9 protein-coding genes are annotated in these 14449 nt (G+C 66.5%); all 9 read left to right on the top strand.

Annotation, left to right across the window (positions count from 1 at the left end):
• Nucleotides 1-172: 172 nt before the first annotated feature.
• The 9 genes from menC to VGQ44_20035 all read left to right on the top strand — a co-directional run bounded on the left by menC (nucleotide 173) and on the right by VGQ44_20035 (nucleotide 14297).
• Nucleotides 173-1318 (top strand): o-succinylbenzoate synthase, encoded by a 1146-nt coding sequence (menC, locus tag VGQ44_20075; protein ID HEV8449136.1) that lies wholly within the window; start codon nucleotides 173-175, stop codon nucleotides 1316-1318.
• Nucleotides 1315-2676, top strand: a complete 1362-nt coding sequence (locus VGQ44_20070; protein ID HEV8449135.1) for an amino acid permease — start codon at nucleotides 1315-1317, stop codon at nucleotides 2674-2676. Before menC ends, VGQ44_20070 begins: the two co-directional genes overlap by 4 nt.
• Before the next feature lie 38 nt (nucleotides 2677-2714).
• Nucleotides 2715-5738: a SusC/RagA family TonB-linked outer membrane protein gene (locus VGQ44_20065; protein HEV8449134.1), complete on the top strand. Its 3024-nt coding sequence runs from the start codon at nucleotides 2715-2717 to the stop codon at nucleotides 5736-5738.
• A gap of 3 nt (nucleotides 5739-5741) precedes the next feature.
• A complete protein-coding gene (locus VGQ44_20060) occupies nucleotides 5742-7022 on the top strand; it encodes a RagB/SusD family nutrient uptake outer membrane protein (protein ID HEV8449133.1) in 1281 nt (426 codons plus the stop codon).
• Nucleotides 7019-8611, top strand: a complete 1593-nt coding sequence (locus VGQ44_20055) for a serine hydrolase (protein ID HEV8449132.1) — start codon at nucleotides 7019-7021, stop codon at nucleotides 8609-8611. Before VGQ44_20060 ends, VGQ44_20055 begins: the two co-directional genes overlap by 4 nt.
• Nucleotides 8608-9807, top strand: a complete 1200-nt coding sequence (locus VGQ44_20050) for a M23 family metallopeptidase (protein HEV8449131.1) — start codon at nucleotides 8608-8610, stop codon at nucleotides 9805-9807. The genes VGQ44_20055 and VGQ44_20050 overlap by 4 nt, the downstream gene beginning before the upstream one ends.
• 14 nt (nucleotides 9808-9821) lie before the next feature.
• On the top strand, nucleotides 9822-12086 hold the full coding sequence (locus VGQ44_20045) for a prolyl oligopeptidase family serine peptidase (protein ID HEV8449130.1): 2265 nt from the start codon (nucleotides 9822-9824) through the stop codon (nucleotides 12084-12086).
• The gene (locus VGQ44_20040; GenBank protein HEV8449129.1) at nucleotides 12083-12979 is read left to right on the top strand and encodes a hypothetical protein; all 897 of its coding nucleotides are present in this window, start codon (nucleotides 12083-12085) and stop codon (nucleotides 12977-12979) included. The genes VGQ44_20045 and VGQ44_20040 overlap by 4 nt, the downstream gene beginning before the upstream one ends.
• Before the next feature lie 160 nt (nucleotides 12980-13139).
• Nucleotides 13140-14297 carry a hypothetical protein gene (locus tag VGQ44_20035; protein HEV8449128.1) on the top strand — a complete coding sequence of 386 codons (1158 nt, stop codon included), beginning with the start codon at nucleotides 13140-13142 and terminating at the stop codon, nucleotides 14295-14297.
• The last annotated feature ends 152 nt before the right edge of the window (nucleotides 14298-14449 follow it).

Raw genomic sequence — 14449 nt, 5'->3', positions numbered from 1 at the left:
ATTGTACGACGGCGTCGAGGGCGCCAGCAAGACCGATGTGACCGCCCTTGACGAGCGCAGGTTGGTATACCAGAATGGTCGATCCAACTGGCGTGCCTCAGTCGCGACCTGACGATCCGACCGTCGTTACGCGAGCGCGCTAGCCCTCCCCCCCCCGGATCTCGTCCATCGCATGCTGCGTATCGCCCGTGTGACGCTTCGCGAGATCCAGCTCGCCCTCAAAGAGCCGTTTCGGATCTCCTCCGGTGTCATGTCGACGCGCCGCATCTTGCTCCTCGAGCTCGAGGACGAGAGCGGCGCGAGCGCGTGGGCCGAGTGCGTCGCGTTCCAGCTGCCGATCTACACGCCCGAGACGGTCGACACGGCCTGGCTCGCCATCCGCGAGTGGCTTGCTCCGCGGATCGTGGGACGCGAGTTGAGCGGTCCCGCGAACGTCCACGACATCCTCGCCCGCGACATCCGCGGGCACGATATGGCGAAGGCCGCGCTCGAGATGGGATGCTGGGGACTGGCCGCCGAGCTCGAACAGGTTCCGTTGGCGGCGCTGCTCGGCGGCACGCGCGACCACGTTCCGACCGGCATCTCGCTCGGTATTCAATCGTCGCCCGACCGGCTCGTCGACCGTGCCGTGGCCGCTGTCTCGGCGGGCTATCGAAAGGTCAAGCTCAAGATTCAGCCGGGGCAGGATGTGGCGTACGTGCACGCCGTGCGCGCCGCCGTCGGGGCCGACGTCGATCTGATGGTCGACGCGAACGCCGCGTATTCGATCGACGACGCCTCGCACCTCGCGGCGCTCGACGCGTTCAACCTCGTGATGCTCGAGCAGCCGTTCGGCGCCGACGCTCTCTTGCAACTCGCCGAGTTGCAGCGGCGCATGACGACCCCGATCTGCCTCGACGAGTCGATCGTCGACGTCACGCGCGCGCACGACATGATCGCGCTCGGCAGCGGACGGATCATCAACATCAAGCCGGGACGCGTCGGTGGATTCGCGGCGTCGATCGCGATTCACGACGTCTGTCGCGGCGCAAACGTGCCGGTGTGGTGCGGCGGCATGTTGGAGAGCGGGATCGGGCGCGCGTACAATGTCGCGCTGGCGTCGCTCCCAAATTTCTCGCTGCCCGGCGACTTGAGTCCGAGCGCGCGCTACTGGGCGCGCGACGTCGTCTCGCCCGAGTGGACGATGGACGCGAACGGCATGGTGGCGGTTCCGCGCGACCGGCCGGGGCTGGGCGTCGACGTCGACGTCGAGATGATCGAATCGCTCACGGTGCGGTCCGAAGTCGTGCGCGCCGGCGACGCGCTGGTGGCCGTGTGACCGCGACTCACGATGCCGGTCTGCGGCGCACGCTCGGATTCACGGATCTCCTCCTGCTCACGCTCGGGACGGTGATCGGATCCGGCATCTTCATCGTGCCCGGCGTCGTGCTCAAACAAACGCAGGGACATCTCGGCGTCGCGTTGCTCGTCTGGATCGTCGGCGGCGTGGTGTCGTTTCTCGGCGCACTCACCTACGCCGAGCTCGGCGCGATGACGCCGGAGGCGGGCGGATTGTACGCGTACATTCGCGACGCGTTCGGTCCGCTGCCGGCCTTTCTATATGGATGGGCGAGCTTCCTCGTCATCGCCAGCGGATCGGTGGCGACGCTGGCCGTCGCGTTCTCGGCGTATCTGGGGCAGCTCGTCCCGCTCTCGCCGGTCGGCGCGAAGGCCGCGTCGACGTTGATGATCGTGGTGATCGCGGCGATCAACGTCCGCGGCACACGGCACAGCGCGACGGTGGAGAATTCGGCGACCTCGATCAAAGTCGGCGCGCTTCTCGTCATCGGCATCGCGCTCGCGGTCGCCGGACACGCGTGGCCCGCGCCGGCGTCGCTCTGGCCGCCCGCGTTGACGACGTCGGTGATGTCGGGGTTCGGCGCGGCGATGATCGGCGTGCTCTGGGCATACGAGGGGTGGCAGTACGTCACCTTCTCCGCCGGCGAGACGCGCGATCCGCAGCGTGTCTTTCCGCGCTCGATCGCCGTCGCGACGTTCGCGCTGATCGTGCTCTACTTGCTCGCGAACGTCGGCTACGTCGCGGCGATCGGCCCGGCCGCCGCGTCGCAGAGCGGCCACGTCGCCGCCGACGCCACCGCCGCCGTGTTCGGATCGTTCTCCGGCAAGCTGCTGAGCATTCTCGCGCTGGTCTCGATCTTCAGCGCGACGAACGGGCTCACGCTCACCGCGCCGCGACTCTACTTCGCGATGGCGCGCGACGGATTGTTCTTCGCTCGTCTCGCCAGGGTCAGCGAGCGCTTCGCGACCCCGGCATCGGCGATCGTGCTGTTGTCGTGCTGGTCCATCGTCCTCGCGCTCACTGGCACGTTCGAGCAGCTTCTCACCTACGTGGTCTTCGCCGGCTGGATCTTCTACGGCCTCGGCGCGCTGGCCGTTTTCGCGTCTCGACGTCGCGCGCCGGATGCGGTGCGGCCATTCCGAACGCCGGGCTATCCGGTGACACCTCTCGTCTTCGCCCTCGCCGCCGCGCTGCTCGTCGGCAACACGCTGTACAGCCAAACGCGCCAGGCGGCAATCGGGCTCGTCGTGGTTTTGCTCGGAACTCCGGTCTACTTCCTCTGGCGCTCGCGTTCGCGGCGTCGTGAAGGGGATACAGCGCCGGCGTTCTCGTCGTGATTCGTGGTCGGTCGTGCTTACCATCACTGGAGGAACGGATGCGAGCTCTCGTTGATCAGTGCCTGCGTCGCAGGCTCTTGATCCTGGCGTCTTTGGCGATCGCGACGACGCGATTCGTCGGTGCGCCGGTCGACGTATACGCACAGACAGAAACCGGCATCGTCGCCGGCCGCGTGACCGACACGCGCTCCGGCCAGCCGGTCGCGGGAGCGAATCTCCAGGTGGCAGGAACGCGGCTCGGCGCGGTCACCGGCGACGACGGGCGCTATCGCATCGTCGGAGTGCCGACCGGCGCCCGAACGATCATCGTGCTGCGCCTCGGTTACGCGCTGAATCGGCAGACGGTCAACGTCACCGCCGGCGTCACGGTCACTCACGAAGTCGGGTTGCAGCAGAGCGCCGTCGCACTCGACCAGATCGTCGTGACCGGAACCGCCGGCGAGACCGAGCGCAAGGCGATCGGGAACACCGTATCGACGATTGACGCGTCGACCGAAGTGCTGAAAGCTTCGCCGCCGGACCTCGCGAACCTTCTCCGATCGCGCGCCGCCGGCGTGGACATTCAGCCGATCAGCGGTCGCATCGGCACCGGACCGTCGATTCAGATCCGCGGGCCGAGTAGCATCGGTCTCTCGAACAATCCGCTGATCTACATCGACGGTGTGCGCGTCAACAACGCGACCAACCTGGGCCCGACAGGAATCTCCGGTGGTCTCGGCGCGCAGGGCAATCCGGTCGAGAGCCGGATGAACGACATCAACCCGGCGGACATCGAGAGCATCGAGATCATCAAGGGTCCGGCGGCGGCCACCATCTATGGCACCGAAGCGGCGAACGGGGTGATCCAGATCATCACGAAGAAAGGGGCATCGGGACGCGCGGAGCTCCACACCTCGATATCGGAAGGGCCGATGTTCTTCCGCGACGCCGAGGGCCGCGTGCCGACCAACTACGACAAGGACAAGGCGGGCAACATCGTTCCCTGGAACGGCGTGAAGGCGATGTCCGACAGCGGCACGCCGATCTTCAAGACGGGGCTCGAGCGCCACTACTCGACGGCGGTCGTCGGCGGCATCGACCAGCTGCGCTATTACGGCTCGCTCGGCTACCAGAACGACTACGGCATCGAGCCGAACAACCTGCAGCGCGAGTTCAACGCGCACCTGAACATGAGCACGCCCCTCGGCACGTCGACCGACGTATCGACGAGTCTGAACTTCATCGACATGTCGACCCACCTCGGCGCGGACGTCGGCGCGTCGGCGTTGCTCGGCGCGATGGCGGGGCATTCGCTGCTCTTCCCGGCGGCCGCGGGTTTCTATCCGGGTTTCCCGGTCGCCGTGCCGCAGACGCTGTACGACAACGCCACGGGGCTCAACCGTTTCACCGGAAGCACGACGGTCAACAATCAGCTCACCCACTGGTTCACGCATCGCGCCGTGCTGGGGCTCGACTATACCGATCAGGACGACCGCGCAATCGAACACTTCGCGCCACCGGCGCTGCAACCGTTTCTGTCGGCTGCCGCGGCGGGCGGGCGGATCGGTCAGACGCTTCGCCGGACGACGCTGATCACGGCTGATTACGCGGGCACCGCAAAGCTCGATCTCAGCTCCTTCCTCGTCTCGTCGACGTCGGTCGGCGGCCAATTCAACAATTCAGAAGCCAATCAGAGCTTCCTCGGCGGACAGGGCTTCCCGGCGTCCGGCGTCGAAACCGTGAGCGCAGCCGCGACGGCGGCATCCGCCACGCAGGCGCAGACCGTCAACACGACGATCGGCGGCTACGTGCAAGAGCAGGTCGCGTGGCGCGACCGTCTGTTCCTCGTCGGTGCCGTGCGCGTGGACAACAACAGCTCGTTCGGTTCGGACTTCAAGTGGGTCACGTATCCCAAGGCGAGCGCGTCGTGGGTGGTGAGCGACGAGCCGTTCTGGAAGTGGAGCGATCGCGTCAACGCGCTGCGGCTGCGCGCCGCATACGGCGCGGCTGGGCGGCAACCGACGGCGTTCAGCGCGCTGCAGACGTTCTTGCCGGTCCAGGGTCCCAACGGCACGAACGCGGTCACGCCGAGCACCTTGGGCAACGCGGACTTGCGTCCCGAGCGTGGCACGGAAACAGAGCTCGGTTTCGAAGCCGGCCTGTTCAACCGGCTGAGCGTCGACTTCACGCACTACAACAAGACGACGCAGAACGAAATCGTGCAGCAGCCGGTCGCGCCGTCGAGCGGTTTCTCCGGCAGTCAGTTGGTCAACCTCGGCAAGGTCACCAACAACGGCATCGAGCTCGAGGCACGACTCCAGGCGATCGAGCGGCGCAACTTCAGCTGGGAAGTGACGGGCAACCTCACGACGATCCACAACGAGATCAAGAGCAACATCACGAACGCGATCGCGAGTACGGGGCAATACAACATCGTCGGATATCCGATCGGCGGCCTCTGGACGCGCCGCGTCGTTTCGGCGGATCGCGATGGCACGACCAACTTGCCGATCAACGTGCTGTGCGACGGCGGGGCCGGGAAAGCGCCGGTCGCGTGCGCGTCGGCGCCGTTCGTCTACGTCGGCAACCCGACGCCCACGAAGACCTTCTCGCTCGGCAACACGCTGATGTTCGGCAAATCGCTGCGGCTGTACGCGCTCGTCGACGGCCGTCGCGGCAACACGATCTGGAACCAGAACGAAGAGATTCGCTGCGATGGTCTCGCCGGCGCCCCACTGTGCCGCGCGAATTACTACCCGCTCGAGTATTCACCGACGTACCTGGCTGACGCCGCCCTCAGTGCTGCCATCAATGGCAATCTCGATGCCTTCATGGAGGATGGATCATTCGTCAAGCTGCGCGAGCTCTCGGCGACGTACTTCATTCCGACTCGCTTCCTGCGTGTGACCAACCCGTCCATCACGTTTGCCGCGCGAGAGCTGCACACGTGGACGAACTATCGCGGGATCGACCCCGAAGGCGCCGCGCAGAGCACGACGAGCAACAACGGCGCGACGGCGATCGATCAGGGCGTGATTCCGCCGCTCACGCGTTTCCTCGTGACCTTCAACTTCTCCTGGTGACCTATGCGACGAACACTAGCCTTCGGCATCGTGCTGGTGGCGGTCGCCGCCTGCACGGATCTCGCGACGCTGACCCAGTCCAACCCCGGTGCGCTTTCGACCGCCACCGTGTATACGCCGCTCAACGCGTCGCTCATCGTGAACGGAGCGATCAGCGACTTCGAATGCGCCTACTCGCGATACGTCGTGGGGTCGGGCGTCTTTACCGACGAACTGGCTGACGGCATCTCGAACGCCGCCAACTTCGACTACGACCGGCGCACGTTGCCGACGAGCGCGACGTACGGGACGGGCAGTTGCACCTCGGCGAACCAGCAGCCGGCGATTTACACGCCGCTCTCGATCGCTCGGCGGTCGGCCGACACCGCGATCGCGTTCCTCAAGGGTTGGACCGACGCGCAAATGCCAGCCGGCGTCAACCGCACGAAGCTCATCGGCCAGTCGTACGCCTACGCCGGCTACAGCCTCGTGCTGCTCGGCGAAGGCATGTGCACGGCGGCGATCAACCTGGGACCGGAGCTTCAACCGGCCCAGGTGTTCGCCGAGGCCAAGTCGAGATTCGATTCGGCGATCGTGGCGGCGACCGCGGCGTCCGATCCCACGACGGTGAGCTTGGCGACGCTCGGGCGCGCGCGCACGCAGCTCGATTTGGGCAATGTGGCCGCGGCGGGCACCGACGCCGCGACGATCGCGGCGACGTTCATCGTCAACACGTCCCCCGACGCCGTCAACGTCCGTCGCCAGAACTTCTCCTTCTTCACGATCAACAACAGCAGCTTCGCCACGGTGGACCCGAGCTTCCGCGGCCTGACGGTCAACGGCGCGGCTGATCCGCGCGTCGCCGTTACGTCGACGGGAAAGAATGGCACGGCGCCGGGCGCGGCGATTTTCACGCCGGACAAGTACCCGACGTTCGCGACGGCGATGCCGGTCGCGCGCTACGCCGAAGCGCAGTTGATCGTCGCCGAGGCGAAAGCGGCGGCCGGTGATCTCCCGGGCTCGGTCGCGGCGATCAACGCGGCGCGTGCGACGCACACGGGTCTCCCGGCGTTCGACGGAACGGGGCAGACCGCCGCGCAGCTCAAGACGCAGATCATCGAGGAGCGTCGCCGCGAGCTGTTCCTCGAAGGGCATCGCCTCGGCGACCTGCGCCGGTACGGCCTGGCGTTCACGCCGGCCAGCGGTACGGCGTACGCGGGCGGTGGCAACTACGGCACGGAGACGTGCTTCCCGCTTCCCGACGTCGAGCGAATCAACAATCCCAGCATCGCGAAGGGACCGTGACAAAACTTCACACGGCGCGCCCGGCGAGGATTTCCCTCGCCGGGATGCTTCTCGTCGTCGCCGCCTCGTCGGCCGCGGCGGCGCAGGAGCCATATCCCGGACTCGACGCGTACATCGCGAAGGCGGTTCAGACCTGGAAGATCCCGGGGATGAGCGTGGCGATCGTGCGCAACGATACGGTCGTCTACACGAAGGGCTTCGGGACGCTGTCCGCGCAAAACCACGCGGCCGTCAACGACCAGACGCTCTTCGAGATCGGCTCGAGCTCCAAGGCGTTCACGGCGACACTCGTCGCGATGCTGGTCACCGACGGCAAGATGCGTTGGGAAGACCATCTGTCCGATTATCTACCGGGGTTCAGGCTGTACGACCCGGTAGCGAACGAGGCGGTGACGCTTCGCGACGCACTCACGCACCGGAGCGGGATCGCGCGCGGTGAGCTCGTCTGGCTCGGCTCCGGCATCTCGCGCGACGACGTGCTTCACCGCATCCGCTTCCTCAAGCCGGAATCGCCGTTCCGATCGAAGTATTCATATCAGAACATGATGTTCCTCGCCGCGGGGCAAGCGGCAGGGAAGGCGGCCGGCAGCAGCTGGGACGCGCTCATCCCGCAGCGAATCTTCGGCCCGCTCGGCATGACGTCCTCGGTCACGACGTCGAAGGGGCTCGCCACGACGAACGTCGCGCGCCCCCACACGTTGGACCACGACACGGCGATCGTCGAAGGCATGTTCGACGGCGAGAATATCGGTCCAGCAGGGTCGATCCTCTCGAACGCGAAGGACATGGGGCAGTGGCTGCGCTTCCAGCTGAACGACGGCGTCGTCGGCGGAAAGCGACTCGTCAACTCGACGGCGCTCCGCGAAACTCACTCGCCGCAAATCCTCGCGGTGGCGGGCGCGCCGCCGGCGGGACGCGGCGGCGGAGGAAATCCCGCCGCGAGCGATTCGATTCCCGTCACGCACTTCAGCTCGTATGGCATGGGCTGGTTCGTCGAGGACTATCACGGTCAGCTGATGTGGCAGCACGGCGGGAACACGACCGGCATGACCGCGGCGGTGGGCATGCTCCCCGAGAAGCACATTGGCGTCGCGGTATTGAGCAACATGCAGGGCGCTCAGCTACCCGCGGTCGTCATGCACTACATCTTCGACCGCGCGCTCGGCCTGCCGATGAAAGACCTGAGCGCCGAGGCGTACGACCGCTATCTCGTGCAGCGAAAGCGCGCCGATTCGGTCGCGGCGGCGCAGGCCGTCGACCATCCGAAGGACGCCAAGCCTCCAGTGCCGATCAACGCGTTCGTCGGCACGTACGCGGACAGTTTGTACGGCGAGGCGACCGTGTCGATCGTCGAAGGCCAACTCGAGCTGAGGCGCGGCGACTGGCACGGGGCACTGCAGTATTGGAACGCCAACAACTTCCGTTGGCTGCTTCCCCCCGGCTCACCAGCCGGGCAAATCAACATCAAGTTCGAGATCTCGCCCGACAATACCGTCAGCGGGCTCTGGTTCGGCATCGGCAACGACCTCACGCTGCTCGGTAGAAAGAGCACCGGAGGGCGCGGCGGCCGAGGCGGACGCGGCGGATGATTCGCATGACTCGGGACGGGGGCCCGATCATCAAAGGGTGTTTGCTCGGCGCCGTCGCGCTCGCGGGGGTGGCGGGTGCGCAGACGCAGATTCCACCCTCGGTCGAGTTCAGCGTGCCCAAGCCGCCCACCGTCGCGGTGAGCGATTCAGGCGCGTTCCTGTCGTACGAGTTGCACGTCAGCAATCTCACACCGACGGCGATGTACCTGCGTCGCGTGGAGGTGCTCGACGCGAACACCCGCGCGTCCGTATTCACGTTGGCGGACAGCGCGCTGGTTCGCGCGATCACGCGAGTCGCGCCGCCAACTTGCCGCGCCGATCAGACGAACCGGCCGGCGGTCGAGTGTCTTCCGGCGTCGGAGCGTACGCAGATTCCCGGGGGGATCCGCGCGTACGTGTATCTCTGGATTCCAGTCGACGCCAAGCGGCCGCCGGCCAAGCTGTATCATCGCCTCACCCTCGCGCGGATCGGAACGGATTCGAGCGACGTGGTGCTGGAGGGCACGGCGATTCCCGTCGCGACGGGTCTCGCGGCCATCTCCGCGCCGTTCCACGGCCAATGGGCCGCCTTCAACGGCCCGTCGAATTCGTCGGGGCACCGACGCTTGGTGCTCGGGCTCGACGGACACACCGCCATCGGGCAACGGTTCGCGATCGATTTCCTCCAGCTCGATTCGACGGGAAGCTCGCACCGCGGCGATCCGGCCAAGAACGAGAACTACTACGCCTATGGAACGCCGCTCATGGCGGTGGCCGACGGCGTGATCGCGGCGACCAAGGATAGCATTCCGCAAAACGTGCCCGGCGCCAACTCGCGCGCCGTGCCGATCACGATGACGACGGTCGGCGGCAACTACGTCGCGATCGACATCGGCCAAGGGCGCTACGCGCTCTACGCGCACCTGCAGCCTGGATCGTTGCGCGTGAAAGTGGGCGATCGCGTCAAACGCGGACAGGTGATCGCGCTGCTCGGCAACTCCGGCAATTCCACCGAGCCGCACGTGCATTTTCAGATCGCCGACGGGCCGACCTTCCTGTCGTCGGAAGGCATTCCGTACGCGATGAATTTCGATGTCGTCGGTAACTGCGGCATCTCCGTCACCAACGGCCAGGCCGTCATCAAGTGTTCACATCACGCACCCGTCGCGGTAAAGGGCGGCGTGCCTCTGCAGAACGAGCTCATTCGCGTCCCGTAGGAAGGAGGGGAGACATGCGGCAAGCGCATATTCGGGCCTTGATCACGGCGTCGATCATCTCCGTCCCGTTCATCGGGAGCGACGCGCAGTCGAAGCCGACGATCGAGCAGTTCCTTTCGCCGGCGTATCCGTCGGAGTTGGTCTCGGCGAAGAAGGCGGACCGGATCGCGTGGATCGCGTACGACCGTGGGCGGCGCAACATCTACACGGCCTCGGCGCCGGACTTCAAGCCGGTCCGCCTGACGAAATTCCTCGACGACGACGGAATCATTCTGTCGGAGCTCGAGATCTCCGACGACGGCTCGATCGTGACGTTCGTCCGCGGCAGCGAGCCCAATCGGGTCGGCTGGATCGCCAATCCCAGCAGCGACCCGCAAGGCCCCGACCGCGCGATCTGGGCCGCGTATACCAATGCAAGCGCCGCGTGGCGCCTCGGTCCGGGGGCCGGCCCCGCGCTTGCGCCCGACGGCCGCAACGTCGTGTTCTCGCGCGACGGACAGATCTTTCGATATCAGGTGGTGCCGCGCGCGGCGGCGCCCGCCGAAAAGGACCAGCAGCCGTACATAAAGGAGTGGGGGCGCAATGGGAATCCGCGCTGGTCGCCGGACGGCGCGAAGCTCGCGTTCGTCAGCGCCCGCGACAATCACTCGCTCATCGGCGTGTACGACGTTCGCACGCGGCGGCTGCACTACGTCGCGCCGAGCGTCGACGTCGACGGAAGCCCGACGTGGTCTCCGGACGGCAAGCGGCTCGCCTTCGTTCGCCGTCCCGGGGTTCCTTTCGGACTTCAGGCCCAGGCCGGCGATGGAAGCATCGGCAATCCTGGCGGCCCCGGTGGCCGCGCCGGCCGCGGCGGAGCCGGTCGCGGGGCAGGAGCGGCGGCCCGCGGCGCGAGCGATGCCGGCGGTGGCCGAGCCGACGGCATGTATCGCGCGGCATTCACGGGTGGTTATACGATTTCTCTGATGGTCGCCGACATCGCCGGCTGTCCGACGCCGGCCGGCGGTTGCGAGGCGCACGAGTTCTGGCACAATCAACCGAACGACAAGACCTTCCCGACGGTCGCCGGAATCGCGTGGGCCGGGACGCGTGTCATCTTCCCGCAAGAGCCCCAAGAGTGGATCCGCTGGTACTCGGTCGCGGTGGACGGCGGCGCGGAAGCCGGGCCGGTCGAGCTCACACCGGGCGAGGGCGCCGTCGAAACGACCGGTCTGTCTCGCGACGGGACGACGCTCTTCTACGCCACGAACGCGGGCGACATCGATCGACGCCATCTATGGAAGGTGCCGACCGCCGGCGGCCCCGCCGTGCAAATCACGACCGGCGATCAAATCGAGATGTACCCGGCGCCGCTCTCTTCGGGGAAACAAGTGGCGGTTCTGACGTCCGGCGGCACGCTGCCGTTGTCCGTCGGCGTCGTGTCGTCCGAGGCAGGGTCCGCGAACGGCACGAGTCCGCGCCGTCTCATCTTCCCGACGCTGCCGGCCGAGTTCCCGGCCGCCGCGCAAGTCGCGCCGACCGCCGTCGTGCTCAAGGCCGATGACGGAATGGAGTTCCACAACCAGCTCTTCCTGCCGAAGAATCTCAAAGCTGGTGAAAAACGGCCGGCGATCATCTTCGTCCATGGCGGCCCGATCCGGCAGATGCTGCTCGGCTACCACTACATGGATTTCTACGCGACGGCGTACGCGGTGAACGAGTGGCTCGCGAGCCAGGGCTACGTCGTGATGTCCGTGAACTACCGTTCGGGCATCGGCTACGGGAAGTCGTTCCGCACCGCGCCCAACACGGGCGGACGCGGCAACGCCGAGTACAAGGACGTGATCGCGGCGGGGAAATACTTGCAGTCGCGGCCGGACGTCGACGCGTCGCACGTCGGGATCTGGGGCTTGTCGTACGGCGGCGTGCTCACGTCGCAGGCGCTGGCGCGCAACTCCGACGTCTTCGCCGCCGGCGTCGACATGGCCGGCGTGCACCTGTGGGGCAATTCGCTCGACACGACCGAAGTGTCGTTCAAGTCCTCGGCCATCTCGGCGATCGATTCGTGGAAGTCGCCGGTGCTGATCTGGCACAACGACGACGACCGCAACGTCGAGTTCTCGCAGACGATCGGTCTCGTGGACCTGCTCCGCGCGCGCAACGTGTACTACGAGTTGATCGTAAATCCCGACGATACGCACGAGACGCTCGTCCACAGCCGATGGCTCTACGTGTTTGGCCGCATGGACACGTTCTTCAAAAAGTTCTTGCGCAACGAAGCGGTGTCGAACAGTCAATGACGCGATCCTCGCCGTTGCGGGCGCCGGCGGTCGAATCACCCGGTGCCGCGGGAAGTGTGCCGACGTCGCGCACGCACCCATCCGTCGAGATTCGGACGCTCCGAACCGTCGAGGAGTGCGAGGCGTGCGTCGCGCTCCAGCGTCACGTGTGGGGATTCGAGCCGACCGACGTCGTTCCCGTTACGCTGCTGCACGTGGTGGACTACGTCGGCGGACTCGCCGCCGGGGCGTTCGACGCCGGTGGTGAGCTGTTGGGGTTCGTGTTCGGCGTGAGCGGTGTGCGCGACGGCGAGCTGGTTCACTGGTCGCACATGCTTGGCGTTCGCGAGTCGGCGCGAAACCTTGGCCTGGGACGCATGCTCAAGGAGCACCAGCGCGCCGCGCTGTCGAAGCTGGGTATCCGCCGCGTGTTCTGGTCGTTCGATCCGCTCATGGCGAAGAACGCGTACTTCAACTTCAATCGCCTGGGCTCGTCGGTCGTCGAGTACGTGCCCGACATGTACGGCACGACGATGAGTCCGTTGCATCTCGGTCTTCCCACCGACCGACTCATCGTGATGACGCTGACGTCGGCGGTGGAATCCGACCGGCATCAGCCGCCGAGTGGTCGGCTGCCCCTATTGTCTCCGTTCCCGAGAGAGGGAGACCAGCCGCTCGATACGGGGGGCGGCCAGCGCCCGCCGCCGCCGAATGTGCTCATCGAGGTGCCGTCGGACATCCTCGCCATCACTCAGCGATCGCTGGCCACCGCGCGTCAATGGCGGCTTGCCGTGCGCGATCACTTTCGGTGGGCGTTGTCCAGCGGCTACGATGTCGACTCGGTGCGCCGCGACGCGGCCGATGATCGCGAGTTCTACGTCCTGAGGTATTCCGGCCGAGGCACGAAAGGCTGAGCGCCGAGTACTGCGACGGCCGGCGCCCGGCGAACCTGTCACCACCCTGACAACGGTTCGTCGGGCGTCTTGCGCTTGACACCGACGCCTGCAGGTCGCAGCGTGCCGCGATCCCGCGTTGTCCTTTTTTTCGCGCCTGCCTCGACTCGGAGCCACTCCGATGAAACGTCTCGTCGCCGTCACCGCTGTCGCGATCGCTGTCGCTCCGCCTCTGCTTGCGCTCTCCGCCCAACAGCCGTCGACCGACGGACCGTACAAGGTGCTGAAGCGCGCCAAGGTCGGCGGCGAGGGCGGCACCGACTACATCTACGCCAACTCGGTCGACCGTCGGCTGTACATCACGCGCAACGCCGTGCGCGCCGTCGCCGCCACAGACAGCACCCCCGCCCGGGATTCCGTACCTGGCCGCGTCACCGTGTTCGACCTCGAGACGCTCCAGCCGCTCGGCACCATCCTCAACGGCGGCGGCAACGGCGCGACGGTGGACGCCAAGACGAACCACGGCTTCGCGAGCAGCCACCCGAACATCTCGATGTTCGACACGAAGTCGATGCAGATGATCAAGACGATCGACCCAACCGATGGAATGCAGCCTCCAAATCGATTCAGCCCCGACGGCATCTACTTCGACGACTTCGACGGCCGAGTCTATATCGGCAGCCACCCGACGAAGGACCTCATCGTGATCGACGCGAAGGACGGCGCCGTCGCCGGCAAGATCCCCCTGCCGGGGACTCCGGAGCAGACGATCGCGGATGGGAAGGGAACGCTGTACGCCCTCATGCAGGACAGCGGTAGCGTCGCGGTGATCGACGAGAAAGCCATGAAAGTCACGAAGGTGTTTCCCTTTGGCGGGAACACCGGATGCAACGGTCTCGCTCTCGACACCAAGAACCACGTGCTCTTTGCCGCGTGCTCTCGGACCGGACCGGCGGGGCCTCCGCAGCCCGGTGCGGCGCCGCCGCCGCCAACGATGGTGATCCTGAGCTCGGAAGACGGAAAAATCCTCACCAAGCTGCCGCTCGCCGGCGGCTCCGACGGCGCGGTGTTCAATCCCGCCACGATGGAGGCTTTCAGCTCCGGCGGCAACGGCACGCTCACTGTCATCAAGGAGAACAGTCCCACGAGTTTCGACGTGGAAGAGAATCTCCAGACGATGAATGGTGCGCGCACACTCACGCTCGATACGAAAACGGGCCACATCTTCGTCATGAGCGTCGAACGCGGGCCGGCCCCGCCGCCTCCGCCGGGCGGCGGCCGTGGCAGTCAGGCGCCGGCGATCCCCGGCTCGTTCACGATTCTCATGATCGGCAAGTAGCGCGGGTTACCGCTTCAGCCAGACGACGGCGTACTGCACGATCGAGCGCCGGTTCATCGGGCTCGTCGGCGCCGGTACGCCGCCGGTCCGGCCGCATTGCGCGCCGTGGGGCCACTGCGACGCGAGGGTGTGCGTCTCGTCGCCGGTGATCG

This window comes from Gemmatimonadaceae bacterium, from assembly GCA_036003045.1.
In the GTDB taxonomy this organism is placed as follows: Bacteria; Gemmatimonadota; Gemmatimonadetes; order Gemmatimonadales; family Gemmatimonadaceae; genus JAQBQB01.
This window is presented reverse-complemented; position numbering and strand designations above follow the sequence as displayed.